Annotated in this window: 15 protein-coding genes; all 15 read right to left on the minus strand. The window is 45.4% G+C overall.

The genetic code is table 11. The features are described from left to right. Nucleotides 1–15 precede the first annotated feature (15 nt). Nucleotides 16–1,170 carry a glutamine-hydrolyzing carbamoyl-phosphate synthase small subunit gene (gene carA / locus OH463_RS06950; RefSeq protein ID WP_005447811.1) on the minus strand — a complete coding sequence of 385 codons (1,155 nt, stop codon included), beginning with the start codon at nucleotides 1,168–1,170 and terminating at the stop codon, nucleotides 16–18. Nucleotides 1,171–1,651: 481 nt separating this feature from the next. Then, a complete protein-coding gene (gene dapB, locus OH463_RS06955) occupies nucleotides 1,652–2,461 on the minus strand; it encodes a 4-hydroxy-tetrahydrodipicolinate reductase (RefSeq protein ID WP_009702641.1) in 810 nt (269 codons plus the stop codon). Between the two features lie 113 nt (nucleotides 2,462–2,574). Continuing rightward, complete coding sequence (gene mutT, locus OH463_RS06960) at nucleotides 2,575–2,973, minus strand: 8-oxo-dGTP diphosphatase MutT (RefSeq protein ID WP_009697612.1); 399 nt, start codon at nucleotides 2,971–2,973, stop codon at nucleotides 2,575–2,577. 70 nt (nucleotides 2,974–3,043) lie between these two features. Further along, nucleotides 3,044–5,773 carry a preprotein translocase subunit SecA gene (secA, locus tag OH463_RS06965; protein ID WP_009697611.1) on the minus strand — a complete coding sequence of 910 codons (2,730 nt, stop codon included), beginning with the start codon at nucleotides 5,771–5,773 and terminating at the stop codon, nucleotides 3,044–3,046. A gap of 782 nt (nucleotides 5,774–6,555) precedes the next feature. Beyond that, nucleotides 6,556–7,473, minus strand: coding sequence for a UDP-3-O-acyl-N-acetylglucosamine deacetylase (gene lpxC, locus OH463_RS06970; RefSeq protein WP_005447804.1), 918 nt, complete (start codon nucleotides 7,471–7,473; stop codon nucleotides 6,556–6,558). 101 nt (nucleotides 7,474–7,574) lie between these two features. Next, nucleotides 7,575–8,819 carry a cell division protein FtsZ gene (ftsZ, locus tag OH463_RS06975; protein ID WP_269990930.1) on the minus strand — a complete coding sequence of 415 codons (1,245 nt, stop codon included), beginning with the start codon at nucleotides 8,817–8,819 and terminating at the stop codon, nucleotides 7,575–7,577. A 30-nt stretch (nucleotides 8,820–8,849) separates the two neighbouring features. Next, nucleotides 8,850–10,112: a cell division protein FtsA gene (gene ftsA / locus OH463_RS06980; RefSeq protein WP_005447800.1), complete on the minus strand. Its 1,263-nt coding sequence runs from the start codon at nucleotides 10,110–10,112 to the stop codon at nucleotides 8,850–8,852. Continuing rightward, entirely contained in the window at nucleotides 10,105–10,890 is a 786-nt protein-coding gene (locus tag OH463_RS06985) for a cell division protein FtsQ/DivIB (RefSeq protein ID WP_005447798.1), read from the minus strand. Before OH463_RS06985 ends, ftsA begins: the two co-directional genes overlap by 8 nt. A 191-nt stretch (nucleotides 10,891–11,081) precedes the next feature. After that, nucleotides 11,082–12,539 (minus strand): UDP-N-acetylmuramate--L-alanine ligase, encoded by a 1,458-nt coding sequence (gene murC / locus OH463_RS06990; RefSeq protein ID WP_005447797.1) that lies wholly within the window; start codon nucleotides 12,537–12,539, stop codon nucleotides 11,082–11,084. Between the two features lie 22 nt (nucleotides 12,540–12,561). Then, nucleotides 12,562–13,629 carry an undecaprenyldiphospho-muramoylpentapeptide beta-N-acetylglucosaminyltransferase gene (murG, locus tag OH463_RS06995; protein WP_269990931.1) on the minus strand — a complete coding sequence of 356 codons (1,068 nt, stop codon included), beginning with the start codon at nucleotides 13,627–13,629 and terminating at the stop codon, nucleotides 12,562–12,564. Beyond that, a complete protein-coding gene (gene ftsW / locus OH463_RS07000) occupies nucleotides 13,616–14,812 on the minus strand; it encodes a cell division protein FtsW (RefSeq protein ID WP_017190080.1) in 1,197 nt (398 codons plus the stop codon). The genes murG and ftsW overlap by 14 nt, the downstream gene beginning before the upstream one ends. 18 nt (nucleotides 14,813–14,830) lie before the next feature. Continuing rightward, nucleotides 14,831–16,144, minus strand: a complete 1,314-nt coding sequence (murD, locus tag OH463_RS07005) for a UDP-N-acetylmuramoyl-L-alanine--D-glutamate ligase (protein WP_049534677.1) — start codon at nucleotides 16,142–16,144, stop codon at nucleotides 14,831–14,833. A gap of 39 nt (nucleotides 16,145–16,183) precedes the next feature. Next, nucleotides 16,184–17,266: a phospho-N-acetylmuramoyl-pentapeptide-transferase gene (mraY, locus tag OH463_RS07010; RefSeq protein WP_005447790.1), complete on the minus strand. Its 1,083-nt coding sequence runs from the start codon at nucleotides 17,264–17,266 to the stop codon at nucleotides 16,184–16,186. Further along, entirely contained in the window at nucleotides 17,266–18,630 is a 1,365-nt protein-coding gene (locus OH463_RS07015) for a UDP-N-acetylmuramoyl-tripeptide--D-alanyl-D-alanine ligase (RefSeq protein WP_050907501.1), read from the minus strand. Before OH463_RS07015 ends, mraY begins: the two co-directional genes overlap by 1 nt. 2 nt (nucleotides 18,631–18,632) lie before the next feature. Continuing rightward, entirely contained in the window at nucleotides 18,633–20,108 is a 1,476-nt protein-coding gene (gene murE, locus OH463_RS07020) for a UDP-N-acetylmuramoyl-L-alanyl-D-glutamate--2,6-diaminopimelate ligase (RefSeq protein WP_050907500.1), read from the minus strand. Nucleotides 20,109–20,142: the final 34 nt, after the last annotated feature.

Below are 20,142 nucleotides of genomic sequence, written 5' to 3' on the forward strand. Positions count from 1 at the left end.
ATCTACTACTCCGAATTAAGCGCTGTGTTTTTTGATTAGTTCGATAAAGTGGTCAAATAGCGGTGCCGCGTCGTGTGGACCTGGGCTCGCTTCAGGGTGACCTTGGAAGCTAAATGCTGGCTTGTCTGTACGGTGAATACCTTGTAGAGAGCCATCAAATAGCGATACGTGAGTAGCACGTAGATTTTCAGGTAGTGTTGCTTCGTCTGCGGCAAAACCGTGGTTCTGCGACGTAATCATCACAACATTACGCTCCAAATCTTTTACTGGGTGGTTTGCGCCGTGGTGACCAAACTTCATTTTCACTGTTTGTGCACCCGACGCTAGCGCAAGGATTTGGTGGCCTAGACAGATACCAAAGATTGGCAGGCCTTTTTCTAGGAATACTTTTGTCGCTTCAATCGCGTAAGTACATGGTTCTGGGTCACCAGGGCCGTTTGATAGAAAAACGCCATCTGGGTTTAGAGCCAGAACTTCTTCTGCTGAAGTTTCAGCAGGAACAACCGTTAGGCGGCAGCCTCGGTCAACCAACATGCGCAGGATGTTACGTTTTGCGCCGAAGTCGTAGGCAACAACGTGATATGGCAATTCGCTGTCGTCTTTCGCTTCTGGAAGTCCACCCTCAAGCGTCCACGAACCTTGTTTCCATTGATACGCTTCTTTTGTTGTAACCTCTTTCGCAAGATCCATTCCTTTCAAACCAGGGAATTCTTTTGCTTTCGCTAGTGCCAAAGCTTCGTCTAGATTCTCTCCGTTTATAGAAGAGCCAGCTACGATACAACCGTTTTGAGCACCTTTTTCACGCAGGATACGAGTTAGCTTACGCGTGTCGATGTCTGCAATGCCGACGATGTTTTGCGACTTAAGGTAATCAGAAAGGGATTGTTCATTACGGAAATTAGAAGCGATAAGAGGGAGATCGCGAATCACAAGGCCTTGTGCGTGGATTGAAGAAGATTCTTCGTCTTCGGAATTGGTTCCGGTATTGCCAATGTGAGGATAAGTAAGAGTAACGATTTGTTGAGAATAGGAAGGATCAGTGAGAATTTCTTGGTACCCCGTCATCGAGGTATTAAAAACAACTTCACCAACGGAAATACCATCTGCTCCAATGGAAACACCGCGGAACACTGTCCCATCTTCTAGGACTAACAGTGCTAATTTACCCAAGACAACCTCCAGAATAAAAATGCATAAAAAATAAATTAAGCTGCAAATTTGCCTTCCTTTACCTTGATAATTTACATAAACAGGTATTTTTGACAAATTGGCGGTATTCTAAAGACGGACTTTGAAACTGTCAACACACATTGAAAAATAAATTGGCACTTTCTAGCGAGTAATGACGTTTCAACAGAAAAAGCCCTAAAAAAGTAAGTTTTAGCTATCTACAGATCACTTACCATGACTTTTTTGTGAATTTTACAAATTTGAACTTATTGAAGATCACAAAATTTTGTGAGATTTTTGCGCAAACGTTCATCCTGCAAATTCAACTACAACTTTTAGAGCTTACAGCAATTTTTACACACCAAGCACACAAAATAATAATAAAACTATGAGAAATCTTGCGACCTTATGGAACCATTTTGTTTACATAATTTTCTCCAAAAACAAAAAAGCCGGCTTACGCCGGCGAATAATTATGTATTTACAGTTCATTAAGCCCGAGAACATCTGTCATGGTATAAAAACCTGCTGGCTTAGCATGCAACCAAACTGCGGCTTTTACCGCCCCATTAGCAAAGGTCATTCGGTCGGTCGCTTTATGAGTAATCTCAACGCGTTCACCAATGTCAGCAAACATTGCAGTATGTTCACCTACAATATCCCCAGCACGGATCGTAGCAAAACCAATTTCATCTTTTGTTCGCTCACCCGTAATACCTTCACGAGCGTAAACGGCAACATCGCTTAGCTTATTGCCCATCGCTCCTGCGATCGCTTCCCCCATACCAATCGCGGTACCAGACGGAGCATCAACTTTGTGGCGGTGATGCGCTTCAACAATCTCAATATCACAGTAATCCCCCATCACTTTGGCCGCTTTCTCGAGAAGCTTAAAGACAAGATTCACACCGACTGAATAGTTAGGAGCCATCACAACTGGCACTTGCTTCGCAGCAGCATCGATCAATTCACGCTCTTCTTCGCTAAAGCCAGTCGTGCCAATGACGATACTCTTGCCATGTTGTTTGCAAAGCTCTAGATTCGCTAGCGTGCTCACTGGAGCCGTAAAGTCGATAACAACATCGAAGTTGTCGACCTCTTTTGCTAAATCATCCGTCAGAAAGACATCAAACTTACCTTCACCGCACAACTCACCAACATCTACGCCAACTAGCGAAGACTCTGGACGTTCAGATCCCGCAGTCACGGATGCCTCTGAGTTTAAATGCGATGCTTTAACTAGGTTGCGACCCATGCGGCCAGCAGCTCCTGCAATTGCAATACGAACCATTGCGCTTTCTCTCCTTCTCTGGATAAACGAGGCTTGCCTCGTCCTCTTTCGTTTCGCCGAATCTTTTTAAACTAACAATATCCCGTGTTAACCACAAGATAGTTCGCAGCGAGTTAAGAAAACTCTTTAATCACTCGCTCTAGAATCGGTACGTTTGCCTCTGGGAAGGTGTAATCAAGTAATGCAGCAACATCAACCCAACGTCCTTCTTGACCTTCGCGACCATAAGGTTGGTTATCGAACTGAGATACTGTCATGAAATCAAACTTCAAAGACTTTTCTGGATAGTCATATTCCAAGTGTTCAAATAGGGATTGCTCTGTCACTGTGATACCAATCTCTTCTTCCAGCTCACGAATCATCGCTTGCTCAACACTTTCACCTTGCTCTACTTTGCCACCAGGGAACTCCCAGAATCCTCCTTTGTGTTTGTCATCTGGACGTTTAGTGATGAAGATTTGCGATTTATCTTGGTTAAAGATGATTGCCGCAACAATATGAATTCTTTTCATTAGATTCGTTCCTAGATCCATCGATACAAAAAGAGCCGCCTAAGCGACTCTTTATCAATATGGGACTGTATTAGTCAATTTTCCCGTGGCACTGTTTGTACTTTTTACCACTGCCACATGGACAAGGCTCATTACGACCCACTTTACGCTCTTCACGAACCATTGGTTGGTTAGACGTTTCTTCAGACTCTTCGCCTTCAGTTAGTGGGTTTTGTGCTGCTGCGTGTTGAGCTTGGGCACGACGAGCTGCTTCTTCAGCTTGTGCGCGACGTTGCTCTTCCATACGCTCAACTTCTTCTTGTTGTTGAACACGTACGCGAGATAGCACGGTAATCACATCCGTCTTAAGCGCTTCTAGTAGACCTTCAAACAGTTCAAACGACTCACGCTTGTACTCTTGTTTCGGGTTCTTCTGCGCATAACCACGTAGGTGAATACCTTGACGTAGGTGATCCATTGCCGCTAGATGCTCTTTCCAAAGCGTATCTAGCGTTTGAAGCATAACTGACTTCTCGAAGTTGCGAAGTACTTGCGCACCGACTACTTCTTCTTTCGCTTTGTAGACTTCAACTGCTAGGTTGATGATCTTCTCACGCAACGCTTCTTCGTATAGCTTGTCGTCTTCTTCAAGCCATTGCTTAATAGGCGCATCTAGATCGAAGTCCGCTTTCAAGCGCTCTTGAAGACCTTCTACATCCCACATATCTTCTAGAGATTGTGGTGGAATGTATTCATCGATGATCGCAGTAACAACATCTTCACGGTTTTGTTCGATCATATCGCTAATGTCGTCAACGCTCATTAGCTCATCACGTAATTCGTAAACTACTTTACGCTGATCGTTTGCTACATCATCGTATTCAAGAAGCTGTTTACGGATGTCGAAGTTACGACCTTCCACTTTACGTTGTGCTTTTTCGATTGAACGAGACAACATCTTAGATTCAATCGCCTCACCTTCTTCCATACCGCTTTGGATAAGGCTAGCCATACGATCTGAAGTGAAGATACGTAGTAGTGAATCTTCCATCGATAGGTAGAAACGAGATGAACCTGCGTCACCTTGACGACCTGAACGACCACGTAACTGGTTATCGATACGACGAGATTCGTGACGCTCAGTACCAATGATGTGCAGACCACCTGATTCTAGTACTTGATCGTGAACTTGTTTCCACTCAGCTTTGATAGCATCGATCTGTTCTTTGGTTGGATCTTGAAGCGCTTCGACTTTCGCTTGCCAGCTACCACCCAACACGATATCCGTACCACGACCAGCCATGTTAGTCGCGATCGTTACCGCACCAGGTGTACCTGCTTCTGCAACGATCTCTGCTTCGCGTTCGTGGAACTTAGCGTTCAGTACATTGTGTTTAATCTTAGCTTTCTTAAGTGCGTTAGAGAGTAGCTCTGATTTCTCGATAGAAACCGTACCTACTAGAGATGGTTGACCTTTCTCTACGCGCTCTTTGATGTCTTCGATAATTGCAGCGAATTTCTCAGCTTCAGTACGGTAAACTACGTCTGGCATATCGTTACGGATCATAGGTTTGTTGGTTGGGATAACCACTGTCTCTAGACCGTAAATCGATTGGAATTCGAATGCTTCTGTATCCGCTGTACCTGTCATACCTGACAGTTTTTCGTATAGGCGGAAGTAGTTCTGGAAGGTGATCGATGCCAGCGTTTGGTTTTCGTTTTGAATCTTAACGCCTTCTTTCGCTTCAACCGCTTGATGAAGACCTTCAGACCAACGACGACCCGGCATTGTACGACCGGTATGTTCATCGACGATCACAACTTCGCCGTCATCATTGACGATGTAATCTACATTGCGTTCAAACAATACGTGTGCACGAAGCGCTGCATTAACGTGGTGTAGTAGGCTGATGTTAGTTGGAGAGTAAAGTGTATCGCCCTCTTCCATCAGACCATTTTTCACCATTAGTTCTTCAACGAATTCTTGACCCGTTTCCGTTAAGTGAACTTGTTTAGATTTCTCATCAACCGTGTAGTGACCGTCGCCGCGGTATTCTTCAGAGTCTTCTTTATCTTGCTTTTGAAGATTTGGAATAAGCAGGTTAATACGAGTGTATAGATCCGAGCTATCTTCTGCTGGACCAGAGATGATCAGAGGAGTACGAGCTTCATCGATAAGGATTGAGTCCACTTCATCGACAACTGCGAAAAAGCGTTCACGTTGAACACGGTCTTCATTGCGGAAAGCCATGTTGTCACGTAGGTAGTCAAAGCCAAACTCGTTGTTTGTACCGTAAAGGATATCAGCTTGGTAAGCTTCTTTTTTCGCTTGAGGAGGCATGTTTGGCACGTTCACGCCAACTGTCATACCTAAGAATTCAAATAGTGGACGGTTAGTCTCAGCATCACGTGTTGCTAGGTAGTCGTTCACAGTGACTACGTGTACACCTTTACCTGGAAGTGCGTTTAGGTAAGCAGGAAGGGTTGCAGTTAAAGTTTTACCTTCACCAGTGCGCATTTCCGCAATTTGACCGCCGTTCAGTACCATACCACCGATAAGCTGAACGTCGAAGTGACGCATACCGTAAACACGCTTAGATGCTTCACGAACCGTAGCAAAAGCTTCTGGAAGTAGCTTATCAAGAGTCTCACCTTGCTCTAGGCGCTCACGGAACTCAACAGTTTTCGCTTTTAGCTCTTCATCAGAAAGTGCTTCGAACGTTGGTTCGTAGTTATTAATCTCTTTTACAATTTTTCTAAGGCGGCGCAGTGTTCGGTCGTTGCGACTGCCAATTACTTTTGTCAGTAGCTTAGTTATCATTTTTCGTGAATCTCTCTTTAATCAGACCGTTCCCGATCTACTCGTAATGCCTTCAGTCTCTGCCAGTTTGGAACTAAGAATACTGAGATAAATCATTTATCAAAGATATTGAGTTCAAACATCCATATTTCAAGGCTAAATTTTGAATCAATGTGGCTTAGTGTAAGGATTTTTCGTCGATACAACCATAAATAGACGTATTTGTTTGAAGCACTCGTAAGTTTTTAGACAAACTGATGATGTATTAGCCACTATTACCCCCTCATCAAAGCGCAAAGTCGGTATTTTATAAGCCATTCTTTAGAAGAATCAGCCTCTAGTGGCTAAGTTCAAATCGTCGCTATGAGCTGAAGATAAAGGCAATAATGTAAACCATCGCCCAGTAGAAAGCTGCTTTTGAATACCCATATCTCAACAAAATTAGATTTTACCTATGTAAGATCATAATTTTATCGCCTTCACTTAAAAAGGATCCTAAGTTTGGTGTTCAACGTTAAAAGATCATAATGGTAAGAAAAGGATCGGCAACGCCTTGCCAAGCGGTAAAAAGTGGCAATGTTTCACTATTCGCCATTGCCATTTCTAATAGGCATTTACAGGACATCTGTATTCATTGAAAGTAATATCTTCACAGAAGATCGTTGAACGATCATTTGCAGAACGCTTCACATGCTGCCAAAAGCCTATGTCAAACAAAGCGTACGTCAGAAAATATAGACTCAACATTCAGATACTAAAAAGCCAGGCATTGCCTGGCTTTTTTAATCTGTTTGCGCTGTTTATTACGCTAAAACCATGTTTGGTTCTGCAAAAGCAACTGGTGAACCCACTTCTTCTTCGAATGTTGTCCATTCCCATGCTTCTTGATCCGCAAGAACTGCACGTAGAAGCTGGTTGTTTAGACCGTGACCTGATTTGAAAGCACGGAACTCACCGATAATGGCATGACCACACATGTAAAGGTCACCAATAGCATCTAGTACTTTGTGAGTAACAAACTCATTATCAAAGCGTAGACCTTCTTCGTTAAGAATACGGTAATCATCCAGTACAATTGCATTATCGAAACTACCACCAAGAACTAAGTTCTGAGATTGTAAGTATTCAATATCACGCATGAAACCAAACGTACGTGCGCGAGAAATTTCACGAACGAAACCTTGAGATGAGAAATCAAACAGAAGACGTTGCTCGTCTGATTCAATCGCAGGGTGGTTAAAGTCGATTTCGAAGTCCATACGGAAGCCATTAAATGGAACAAACTCTGCCCACTTATCGCCATCTTCAAAACGAACTGGTTTCTTAATACGAATAAAACGCTTAGGTGCATTTTGCGTTTCAACACCAGCTTGCTGTAGCAGGTATACAAACGGGCTTGCACTGCCATCCATAATTGGAATTTCAGGAGCGTCTACTTCGACAATAATATTGTCGATACCCATACCAGCAAGTGCTGCATTCAAGTGTTCTACAGTTGAAATTCGCACGCCTTCATCGTTCACCAATGCTGTACATAGCATAGTGTCTCGAACAGACGCTGGGTCAGCTGGAAAATCTACAGGTGGGTTTACATCTGTACGACGGTAAATGATACCTGTGTTTGCAGCAGCTGGGCGCAGAGTAAGTGTGACTTTACGACCAGAGTGGAGACCCACACCAGTTGTTTTCACTATTTCTTTCAGAGTACGTTGTCTGATCATCTGCTTGCCTCTCTAAAATATGCTACAAAACACGGTCGTCTGTAACGTCGACCGTGAATGCTACCATAATCTTGAGCTATGTCAAATTTATGGGTTAAAGATTAATCAGCCTGACGACGCAAAAATGCCGGGATATCTAAATAACCACTTTCCTTCTCTTGCTTAGGAGCGGCAGAACTCTGACCCGCAGAAGCTGGAGAAGAAGAAACTGTGTTTGTCGGCTGAGGAGTTACCTGTGGCTTCTCTTGCACTGGAGTAGTTTGCAAAGTCTGTGCCGGTTTCTCTTCAGCTTGTGGTGCCGCAGCTTGCTGTTGTGGTTGAGTTTGCGGAGTCGCAGTTGGTGCTACTTTCGCTTTGCCACCAGCAACTAGCGTAATGTCTGGTTTTTTCTCGTTGCCGATACCTGTCGCAACAACTGTTACGCGGATTTCATCAGTCATATCTGGGTCTAGAGAAGTACCGATAACTACGGTTGCATTGTCAGAAGCAAATGCTTTCACTGTGTTACCAACAGTCTCAAACTCATCAAGACGCATATCCAGACCTGCAGTGATGTTAACAAGAACACCACGAGCACCAGCTAGATCGATGTCTTCTAGAAGTGGGCTAGAAATTGCCATTTCCGCTGCCTCTTCTGCACGATCTTCGCCTTTCGCGATACCACTACCCATCATTGCGTGACCCATTTCAGACATCACAGTACGTACGTCTGCAAAGTCGACGTTGATCATGCCAGGGCGAGTAATTAGCTCCGCAATACCTTGAACAGCGTTCTTAAGAACGTCGTTCGCACTTGCGAAAGCTTCTAATAGCGTTACACCACGACCAAGTACTTTAAGTAGCTTTTCGTTTGGAATTGTGATCAAAGAGTCAACATGCTTAGACAGCTCATCGATACCTTGCTCAGCAAATGCCAAACGCTTTTTGCCTTCAAAGCTGAACGGTTTTGTTACGACCGCAACAGTAAGAATGCCAAGCTCTTTAGCTACTTCAGCAATAACAGGTGCTGCACCAGTACCTGTACCGCCACCCATACCTGCTGCGATAAACACCATATCGGCACCAGTTAGGGAATCTTTAATTCTATCTCTGTCTTCGAGAGCTGCCTCACGGCCGACCTGTGGATTCGCACCTGCACCCAGACCTTTAGTGATATCACCACCAATCTGAATGACATTGCCAACGCTTGTCTTACGAAGTGCTTGCGCATCAGTGTTGACGCTGATGAATTCCACACCTTCGATGGATTCACGCACCATGTGTTCAACGGCGTTACCACCGCCGCCACCAACTCCAACGACCTTGATTACTGCATCGTCAGACATTTCCATCATCGGTTCAAACATGTGTTGTCTCCGTTTATCCTGCAACTCAGGTTAAAACTCTTTTTGTATCCAATTACGCAATTTACCGAAAAAGCCAGTAACAGATGAGCGCTTAGGTTCATTATAATCGCTATCGTCGCTAGACTGCATGTCTCTTGCGTAATGAAGTAATCCAACTGCCGTAGAATGGTACGGCTCTTTTACATAGTCAGTTAATCCGCTGACTTCAAGCGGTTTGCCAACCCTTACTTGGTTGCGGAATACGCGTTCCGCACATTCTACCACTCCTTCGATTTGCGCAGCACCGCCGGTAAGAACTACACCCGCAGCGAGATGGTGCTTAATGCCCTCTTCGCGCAATTTCGCTTGTACAGAGTCGATAGTTTGGTTAACCAGTCCCATAAGCTCAGAGTATCGTGGTTCAATCACTTCTGACAACGTCTGACGTTGCAGACTACGTGAAGGTCGACCACCTACGCTAGGAACGTTAACCGTGTCATCCTTACTGACTAGTTCGCTCAAGGCACAGCCATATTTGACTTTTATTTCTTCAGCATCGCTCACTGGCGTACCAAAAGCAAAAGCAATATCGCTAGTTACTGCATTTCCTGCGTAAGAAAATACTTCAGTGTGACGTAACGCACCACCGGTCCAGATAGAAATGTCCATCGTGCCGGCACCGATATCAACCACACAAACCCCAAGCTCTCTTTCATCCTCGGTGATCACTGCATTACTTGCAGCAAGCCCAGAAAACACAAGTTGCTCTACTTTAAGACCACAACGTTCTACAGCCTTAATAATATTGCGTGCCATATCATTATGGCATGAGATCAAATGGACACTGACTTCCATTCTCACTCCTGATAATCCAAGTGGGTTTTTAATGCCCTCTTGGTAGTCGATGGTGAACTCTTGTGGAATCACATGAAGGATTCGCTGTTCATCACCGATTTTAATCGATTTTGCAGTATGGATAGCGCGATCCATATCTTCCTGAGACACTTCCTCATCAGATATGGTGCCCATGCCTTTTTCAATTCGGCTTGCGATATGCTTACCAGACAACGAAATAAATACTCGGCTGATTTGGCATTCCGCCATCAACTCAGCTTGATCAATTGCGCGTTGTACTGATTTTACAACCGACTCCAAATCATTCACGCCGCCTTTATCCATGCCACGTGAAGGGCTGCTACCCGCACCAATAATATTTATTTGGCCATCCGGTAGAATCTCACCCACTAGAGCTGATACGGTTGCAGTGCCTATATCAAGACCAACAATAATGTTGTCATCAGCGGCCTTAGTCATTCGTACTCTCTTGTTCTAACTCATGTTCAGGGAACCAACCAACTGCGGCTCCCGTATCGTACCTAAGATCGATATAACTGATTCTTTGAGTGTCACTGCCGAGCTTGTTATAAAGCAAAAAGAAGCGCTCTATCCGCTCATCCAGAGACTCTTTACCGAGCTCTAGTCGAATACCGTTATCAAGGATGATCTGCCAAGCTCGTCGTTCGTTTAACACTAATGACGAAATAGCCAGCCCCAACGTTTGGAACTTAGGACGGAGATTGCGATAGGTTTGCAAAACTTCCGGTCCAGTCTCATTGGGACCATATAACTTAACTTTTTCTTCCTTTAGCAGGCCAACATCACCATTAAATACTAAGCCATTAGCATCTAACAGCTCATTGCCATTCCAGATGGCAACGGGTTGATGTTCTGTCAAAAATACTTTTACCGTGTCTGGCCATTGCTTACGAATCGCAGCATGCGCGACCCATGGAAGGGCTTCGACACTTTGCTGCAACACATCAATGTCTTGAGACATAAAGGTGCCAATATGATCAATTTGTCCAAACGCTGCTTGCACATCGTCTGCTGTGACATACTCCAGTTTTCCCTGAAGTACAATTTTGGAGAGAGGTAACCTTTGGTCATCCCACATCCAACTGATCGCTGAGTACAAAACAGAACTAATTAAGGTCACCACAACAAAGAAAAATAGCGCACCCAAGATTTTATCTTGACGACCACGGTTATTGTCCGTGTTAAGTCGCTCTTCATTCAGTGCAATATTCAACAACGTCTTCGTTTCCTGACTTTTGTCCTGTACTTTTCACCGTGTTAGTACACATTGGCAAAAGCATTGACTTTAACCTTGGGATTATACTGAGCTCTTGTAAACTATCAAACACTGATAGTGATAAATCACAACGTTCTTGACGCAAAATCGAGATCTAGGTCTTTCTCTGCACTTTGCGCCCGTCCCTATTGTTAGCCAAGCATCTTATTTATATTCAATTCAAGAGCAGCAAGCTGCTTGGCAACTTTACCAACATCACCTGCGCCTTGAGTCAAAATCAGGTCGCCATCTTGTATAACGTTAGCCAAAACTGAAGGTAATTGCTCGATTTCTGGGACAAAAATTGGATCGACCTTTCCGCGACTACGAATAGTGCGGCATAAAGCACGTCCATCCGCGCCGGCAATCGGTTTTTCGCCCGCAGCGTATACATCCAACATGATCAGAACATCCACTTGCTCCAGCACATTCGCAAAGTCATCGTATAAGTCACGGGTACGGCTATAACGATGAGGCTGGAAAATCATGACGAGACGTTTATCCTGCCAGCCACTGCGTGCTGCGTTAATCGTCACGTCCACTTCTGTTGGGTGATGACCATAGTCATCGACAAGCATTGCATGACCATTACCAGTATCGAACTCGCCTAAATGATCAAATCGACGACCTGTACCTTGTGTACCCGCCATTGCTTTTAAGATCGCTTCATCACTGATGTCGTCTTCTGTAGCAACCGCAATCGCTGCAGATGCGTTCAATGCGTTATGACGACCAGGGATGTTCAGCGTGATATCCAGGTTTGCGCGACCTTCACGAACCACCGTGAACTTGCCCTGTTGACCTTCCTGATGGTAATTCTCTATGCGCACATCAGCGTCTTCAGAGAAGCCATAAGTAATCACTTGGCGACTAATACGTGGAATAAGCTCACGAATGACTGGATCGTCAATACAGACAATAGCTTGACCATAAAACGGCAAGTTGTGAAGAAAATCGATGAATGTCTGCTTCAACGTTTCGAAATCGCCACCATAAGTATCCATGTGGTCAGCTTCGATGTTCGTCACGATGCTTACCATAGGTTGTAGGTGCAAAAATGAAGCATCACTTTCATCTGCTTCTGCAATCAGAATTCGGCTCGAACCTAAGCGTGCATTTGTACCTGCACTCTTAACTAAACCACCGTTAACAAACGTTGGGTCAAGACCTGCTTCAGAATAGATTTGCGTAACTAGAGCAGTCGTCGTCGTTTTACCGTGTGTACCCGCAACAGCAATCCCGTGACGGAAGCGCATTAATTCAGCAAGCATCTCTGCTCGACGCACGATAGGGATACGCAACTCACGTGCTGCCATCACTTCTGGGTTTTCTTCGTTGATCGCGGTTGAAACCACAACAACACTGGCTTTTTCAACATTACTTGCTTGGTGACCGATAAATACCGTCGCACCTTTTGATACTAAACGCTCTGTCACTGGGTTCTCTGATAAATCAGAGCCTGTGATTTGGTAGCCTTCGTTCAACAGCACTTCTGCAATGCCGCTCATGCCCGCACCACCAATACCGATGAAGTGGATGGATTTCACGCGGCGCATCTCTGGCACCATTGCGCGAATCTGAGCTAAGTCTTGTGTATGTTGGATAGTCATCAATTCTATTCTCAATAATTCGTTAACGCTTTTCGGTCAAAGCGACAATGGCTTGTGCGACAACTCGGTCCGCATTCAATTTTGCAGCGCCACGCGCTTGCTCTGCCATTGTAAGTAAAGCTTGTCGATCCAATTGTTGGATCTGCTGAGTCAGTGACTCAACGGTTAAATCTGGTTGTTCCATCATTTTCGCTGCACCGCAATCGACTAAGTGGTCTGCATTTAATGCTTGCTGACGGTCTTTATGCATAAACGGAACGAAGATAGCACCCACACCAGCAGCAGACACTTCAGATACCGTTAGCGCGCCTGAGCGACAAACCAGTAAGTCTGCCCACGCATAAGCTTGCGCCACATCATCGATAAACTCTGTTACCTCTGCATTCACCACGCCATTGGCTTGGTATGCTGCGTTGACTTCTTCCGCTGCGCCTTTGCCCGCTTGATGGCGAATAATGTAATCTTGACCCAATTTCGCCATCACTTCTGGCAGAGTTTGGTTAAGAATGCGTGCGCCTTGGCTGCCACCCATAACCAGAATGCGAATAGGGCCTTGGCGTTCTTGCATGCGTTCGGTTGGCGCGGTTAATTGAGTCACGTCTTCACGAACTGGGTTACCAACCACTTCGGCATTTGGAAAAGCGCCCGGGAAAGCTTGAAAAACCTTCTTAGCGATTTTTGATAACCATTGGTTCGTTAAACCTGCTACTGCATTTTGCTCGTGCAATACAACAGGGATTCCGCTCACCCAAGCCGCAATACCACCGGGACCACTGACATAGCCGCCCATGCCTAGCACAGCATCGGGTTGCCAGCGCTTCATATGAGTGCGAGCTTGCATGATGGCATTAATAATCTGAAATGGTGCCGCAAGAAGACGCTTAACGCCTTGACCTCGTAGACCTTTTACTTTGATAAAGTCGATTTCGATACCGTGTTTTGGCACCAAATCAGCTTCCATTCTATCCGCGGTACCCAACCAGCGAATTTCCCAGCCTTGCTCTTGTAGCTGCTTAGCTACCGCTAGACCAGGGAATACGTGACCGCCAGTACCACCAGCCATCACCATCAAACGTTTATTTTTCTTCATCGACTTGTTGTTCTGATTCTTTCTTGCCGTGCTTTAAGCGGCATTCATGATCGATACGCAGCAAGATAGACACCGCCACGGACATAATAATAAGACTCGAACCACCATAACTGATCAGTGGAAGAGTAAGACCTTTGGTTGGAACGATACCGGCAGCAGCGCCGACGTTAACCAACGTCTGGAAGGCAAACCAAATACCAATACCAAATGCGAGGTAACCACCAAACATTTCGCCTTCTTCGAACGCTCGTTTGCCAATGTAAACCGCTTTAAGCACCAAGCTGAAAATCAGCATTAGCACTAACACAACACCAACAAAACCCAGCTCTTCAGCCAGTACCGCAAACACGAAGTCAGTGTGCGCTTCAGGTAGGTATTCAAGTTTTTGGATTGAGTTACCAAGACCTTGACCAAACCACTCACCGCGACCAAATGCCATTAAAGATTGCGTTAGCTGATAACCACTACCGAATGGGTCTTCCCAAGGGTCTAAGAACGAAGTGACACGACGAATACGGTATGGCTCGACCAAAATCAAGCCAACAACAGCCGCAATACCGGCAATCATTAGAGCCAAGAATTGTGTCAGCTTCGCCCCTGCAATGAACAACATGCCAAACAAGGTCACCAACATTACAACCACAGTACCTAAATCGGGCTGCCCCAGGAGCAATACTGCGAAGAAAGCAAATACCATGATTGGCTTCATAAATCCGCCAAAGAAAGTCTGACGGACCTCGTCTTGCTTACGTACTAAATAACCAGACATGAAGACAAATAGCGAGAGCTTGGCGACTTCGGCAGGCTGCAAGTTAAACAGACCGAGAGGTATCCAACGCGATGCACCGTTCACCGACTTACCCGCAAGCAGTACAACAATCAGTAACCCAAAAGAGAGCCAAAGAAGATAATGACTTCTCTTAAACCACTGCTCTAATGGCACTTGCAGAATTACGGAAGAGACACCTATCGCGAGCACAAGAAAGGTTGCATGACGGAACATGAAATGAAATGGCTGATCCGTCAAACGAGAGCTGATTGGAAATGATGCTGATGTCACCATCACCAACCCCGTTAACATCAAACCCAACGCAATCCATACAAGCTGACGATCAAAAAGCGCCTCAGGTGCAGGATGCTTAAGCCAAGTACCAATGCTGCGTTTAACGTTACCTAAACCCACGAAGTGTGTGACCTTTAATTATGCGTATTTCTCGGCAAGAGCTGCGAATGCGTCACCTCTTGCCATAAAGTTGTCGAATTGATCAAAGCTAGCACATGCCGGAGACAGCATCACCATATCACCCGTTTTTAACTGCGAAGATATCTGCTGAATCACATCTTCCATGGTGTCGAAACGAGTTGCTGATTCGTGCAGTGGCATAAATTCATCGCCATCAGCGCCAAAACAGCAAAGTTGCAGGTTCAGCGTCGCGAAGATCGGTTTTAGTGGAGTGAAATCCGCACCTTTACCAACACCACCAACGAGCAAGTACAGTTTGCCCGTCGACTCTAAACCAGAAAGCGCTGCCATAGTGCTCGCAATATTGGTCGCTTTTGAGTCATTCACCCATTTTACGCCACGATTATCCGCAACCACTTGGCATCGATGTGTCAAACCCGTGTAAGTTTTAAGTGCATTCAATGATTTGTGATAATCCACACCTGCCGCTTTAAGCAGTGCAAGTACGACTAGAGCATTGGCTAAATTGTGCTTACCAACCAGCTTTAGCTCATCACTAGCAATGACACGCTGACCATGATCGAGCAACCAAGTACGATTGCCATCCAATTCAAGACCGTAAGCTTGCTCATCGTTCCCGAATGTCACTAACGGCATATCAATATCAGGGAAGGTCTCTTGGTCATCTCGATTTACAACTGCCAGTTCTGCATGGTTGAAAATACGCAATTTAGCTTGTCGATAATCCGCCATGCCGTCATAACGATCCATGTGATCTTCAGAAAGATTTAGAAACGCAGCGGCTTTGAGTTTTAAGCTCGACGTAGTTTCTAATTGGAAGCTGGACAATTCAAGGACATACAAATCTGCATCTTGCTCTAGCAAATCAAGAGCAGGAACACCGATATTGCCACCGACACCTACCGTTAGACCTGCGGCTTTCGCCATGACACCAGTTAAGTCCGTTACTGTGCTTTTACCGTTAGAGCCAGTAATCGCAATAACAGGTTTATCGGCAGCCCAAGCGAAGAGTTCAATATCGCCAACAACTGGCGTCCCTTTCGCAAGAATGACTTGAATTTCTGTTGTCGCCAAAGCAATGCCGGGATTAGTCACCACTAAGTCAGCTTCTGCAAGCCACTCAGTATTCCACCCGCCACTGTGCAATTCGACTTGCTCAGGCAAGCGTTCAGCCCCAGGAGGGTTAGTACGCGTATCAATGACTTTGACCGCTAGTTGCGGTTGTGTTTTTGTTAGGTGTTTAACGACAGAGAGCCCGGTAATACCGAGCCCTACAACAACAACCTTATGTATGTTTTGCCAACGTTCCATATTTGCTCACGCAATTTGTCTTATTCTTGGAAAGTGCGATTAACGCACTTTCAGTGTCGCTAGACCAATCAGAACAAGAACCATAGAAATAATCCAGAAACGCACGATTACGCGAGGCTCTGGCCAACCTTTCAATTCGTAGTGATGGTGAATCGGTGCCATACGGAAAATACGTTGACCACGTAGCTTGTACGAACCTACCTGTAGGATTACCGACAGTGTTTCCATTACAAACACACCACCCATGATCACCAATACCAACTCTTGACGAACAAGTACTGCGATCGTACCAAGCGCACCACCAAGAGCAAGTGAACCAACATCACCCATAAACACTTGCGCTGGGTATGTGTTGAACCACAAGAAACCAAGACCCGCACCAACAATTGCCGTACATACAACTACCAACTCAGATGCGTGTGGTAGATATGGAATGTGGAGGTATTCTGAGAAGTTAACGTTACCCGTCGCCCACGCAATCACGGCAAAGCCGGCTGCAACTAAAACGGTCGGCATAATTGCCAAGCCATCCAGACCATCGGTTAGGTTTACCGCATTACTGGTACCCACAATCACAAAGTAAGTGAGGATAATGTACATGAAACCAAGTTGCGGCATGATGTCTTTGAAAAACGGCACAACAAGTTGAGTAGCGGCTGTATCTTTGCCATAAGCGTACAACGCAAACGCCACAACAAATGCAATCAACGACTGCCAGAAGTACTTCCAACGAGCAATCAAACCATCGGTGTTCTTACGAACGACCTTACGATAATCGTCGACAAAGCCAATCGCACCATAACCTAACAACACGGTTAGTACTGCCCATACGTAAGGGTTTGATAAGTCAGTCCACAAAAGAATGGTGATAGAAATAGCTGCCAAAATCATGATACCGCCCATCGTTGGGGTACCACGCTTGCTAAAGTGGGATTCTGGACCTTCGTTACGGACAACCTGACCAATTTGTAGCATCTGTAGACGCTTGATCATGATAGGTCCCATCCATAGGGATAAACCTAAAGCGGTTAATACGCTGAGGATTGCTCGAAAAGATAGGTATTCAAACAATCGGAAAAAAGATAGGTATGGCTGTAGCAGCTCGGCAAGCCAAATAATCATTAATAATACTCCTTCAAAGCAGCAGCGACTTCAAACATACGTGCACCGTTCGCCCCTTTCACCAACATCGTGTGATGCTCAGGAGCCGCTTGGTCTAGATGCTGCTTGATGTAGTCAATCATCTCTTGATGTGTCTCAAAATGGATGCCGTCGCAGAGTTCGCTAATAACCCTTGCATCTGCACCATACGTGAGAACATGTTCAAATTTTTGTGGGGCAGCATGTTCCCCGACTTGACGATGAAGTGCAAGACTTTCCTCACCCAACTCCGCCATATTGCCTAAAATCAACCAACGTTGTCCTTGAAATGCCGCTAGCAAATCAACAGCAGCCTTCATTGCGGGAACACTTGCGTTGTAGCTGTCGTCAATCAGTTTGATCTTGTCGCTCAGCTCTTCCACTTCGACACGACCTTTAACTTTATTAAGATGCTTAAGACCAGCTCGAACCTCTTCTAAGGTCGCTCCCATTTGCAGTGCAATGATAGAAGCGGCAATTGCGTTAGACACGTTGTGTTGACCAATAATACCCAGAGACAGTTCAATTTCTTGTGAACCTGCGGCGATATGTAAGTCAAAGCTTGCTTCACCTGCGGCGTTCATCACGATATTTGTCGCATAAAAGTCAGCGTTTGTGTTGCTTTGTGAGAAAGTAATCACCTTCTTATCAGCGAGAACCCCCTCCCACTTAGCTTCACCATGACTGTCTAAGTTCACAATCGCAACGCCACCAGCGGAAAGCCCTTGGTAGATCTCTCCTTTTGCTTGCTTCACTCCATCAATCGAACCAAAGCCTTCAAGGTGTGCTGCAGCTACGTTGTTAACAAGGGCCATATCGGGTTTAACTAATTGAGTAGTATAAGCAATCTCACCAATGTGGTTTGCTCCAAGCTCAATCACAGCGTAGTCATCGTTTTTTTGCGAACGTAATAGTGTCAGCGGAACGCCGATGTCATTATTAAAGTTACCCGCAGTAAATAACACCTGACCTTTCAATTGTAAGATGCTTGCGACCATCTCTTTTACTGTGGTTTTTCCACAACTTCCGGTGATCGCAACCGTTGGTGTTTGACATGATTGGTGAACCCACGCAGCAACTTCGCCCAATGCTATCTTACTATCAGCAACAACAACTTGCGGCACATTCACATTGAGTGTTTTTTGCACCAATAGTGCCCCAGCACCAGACTCTACGGCTTGTTCACAGAAATCATGAGCATCAAAACGCTCACCGACTAAAGCAACAAATAGTGCCCCTAGGTCGATTGTGCGAGTATCAGTAGAAACAGATTCGATGGCAACGTCATTGCCAACCAATTCACCACCTGTGATGTCAGCAATTTGAGAAAGCGTTACGGTGATCATGATCAAAGCCCCAATAATGTCATGGCTGACTCGCGGTCAGAGTAGTGAATGGTTCCAGAATTTAGAACTTGATAGTCTTCATGACCTTTACCAGCCAGAAGAATAATGTCTTGAGAAGAGGCATTTTCAAGTGCATAAGACAGTGCTTTGAAGCGGTCGTGTTGCACAATAGCATCAGCTGGCTTAGTTAACCCTGCCAGCATGTCTTTCATGATAAGAGCCGGATCTTCACTGCGTGGATTGTCGTCCGTCAGAACCACTTTATCACCCAAACGCTCGGCAATTTCCGCCATCATTGGGCGTTTTCCAGCATCACGATCGCCCCCACAACCGAAGATAGCCCAAAGATTACCTTGGCAATGAACACGAAGCGCTTGCAGCGCTTTTTCCAAAGCATCAGGTGTATGAGCATAATCCACAACCACTTTCGCGCACTCTTCCGCTTGAAACAGTTCCATTCGACCAAGTACAGGCTGCAACTGTGCAGCCGTTGCAAGCAAGCTCTGTTTATCGAAACCTAGGCTAAGCAACGTTGTAAATGCCAACATTAGGTTCGCTGCATTAAATTCTCCGATCAACGGAGCATGTAATGTGCCCTCACCAAACTTGCCGCTAAACTCAATCGTAATGCCTGATTCTGCATAAGCAATATGATTAGCAAACACTGTATGCGCAAAATCTGTCGTTGGTTTGAGTGATACGGCTAGAGCATTAGGAAGCTGTTTCGCCCAAGTTGCACCGACTACATCGTCTACATTGATGATTGCGTGTTCGCATTGATGGGCTGTAAATAGGGTAAGTTTAGCTTTAGCGTACTCTTCCATAGTGCCGTGGTAGTCTAGATGATCTCGGCTTAGATTAGTAAATACGCCCGCAGCGAAAGACAGAGCCTTAACACGACCTTGAATCAGACCGTGGGAAGAAACCTCAAGCGCAGTGTATTGCGCTTTTTGCTCAGCGAGGGAAGCAAGTGTCTTTTGGATTTCAACGGCGTTGCCCGTTGTATTTGCAGCTTCTTGCAGGTTATCAAGGAAACCATTACCCGTTGTACCCATAACCGCTGCTTTTGCACCGACTAAATCAATCCACTGAGCAATCAGTTGAGTGATGGTGGTTTTTCCGTTCGTACCTGTGACACCAATCAGCTCCATATTTGGATAGTGGTACAACTGACCCGCAATTTGAGATAAGCATTTGTCTAATGCATCAAGATAAACAACTGGTACGTCGTTAATGATCTCAATCGAGCCATGCGCTTTTACATCACAGGCTTGAGCGATAACCGCGTTCGCTCCTTGTTCAATTGCTGTTGGGATAAACTGACGTCCATCGACAACATGACCGATAATGGCAACAAACGTGGTACCAGATTGAACTCTTCGGCTATCGAGTTCCAATTCAGAGACAAGGATAGAGGACAAGCTAGGGCAATCTACCCAAGTGGAAAGCAGCGTGTCCATACTGATGGCTTTAGTCATATATGTTCTCCGAGCATGCGCTCAGCTTTCTTCA

Origin of the sequence: Vibrio sp. NFR, from assembly GCF_027587095.1 — a bacterium.
GTDB lineage: Bacteria > Pseudomonadota > Gammaproteobacteria > Enterobacterales > Vibrionaceae > Vibrio > Vibrio harveyi.

Excerpts from the sequence above, each read along its gene's own strand:
- dapB (WP_009702641.1), bottom strand. The coding sequence starts at position 2,461 with ATGGTTCGTATTGCAATTGCAGGAGCTGCTGGCCGCATGGGTCGCAAC.
- mutT (WP_009697612.1), bottom strand. The coding sequence starts at position 2,973 with ATGAAAAGAATTCATATTGTTGCGGCAATCATCTTTAACCAAGATAAA.
- secA (WP_009697611.1), bottom strand. The coding sequence starts at position 5,773 with ATGATAACTAAGCTACTGACAAAAGTAATTGGCAGTCGCAACGACCGA.
- lpxC (WP_005447804.1), bottom strand. The coding sequence starts at position 7,473 with ATGATCAGACAACGTACTCTGAAAGAAATAGTGAAAACAACTGGTGTG.
- ftsZ (WP_269990930.1), bottom strand. The coding sequence starts at position 8,819 with ATGTTTGAACCGATGATGGAAATGTCTGACGATGCAGTAATCAAGGTC.
- ftsA (WP_005447800.1), bottom strand. The coding sequence starts at position 10,112 with ATGACTAAGGCCGCTGATGACAACATTATTGTTGGTCTTGATATAGGC.
- murC (WP_005447797.1), bottom strand. The coding sequence starts at position 12,539 with ATGACTATCCAACATACACAAGACTTAGCTCAGATTCGCGCAATGGTG.
- murG (WP_269990931.1), bottom strand. The coding sequence starts at position 13,629 with ATGAAGAAAAATAAACGTTTGATGGTGATGGCTGGTGGTACTGGCGGT.
- murD (WP_049534677.1), bottom strand. The coding sequence starts at position 16,144 with ATGGAACGTTGGCAAAACATACATAAGGTTGTTGTTGTAGGGCTCGGT.
- mraY (WP_005447790.1), bottom strand. The coding sequence starts at position 17,266 with ATGATTATTTGGCTTGCCGAGCTGCTACAGCCATACCTATCTTTTTTC.
- OH463_RS07015 (WP_050907501.1), bottom strand. The coding sequence starts at position 18,630 with ATGATCACCGTAACGCTTTCTCAAATTGCTGACATCACAGGTGGTGAA.
- murE (WP_050907500.1), bottom strand. The coding sequence starts at position 20,108 with ATGACTAAAGCCATCAGTATGGACACGCTGCTTTCCACTTGGGTAGAT.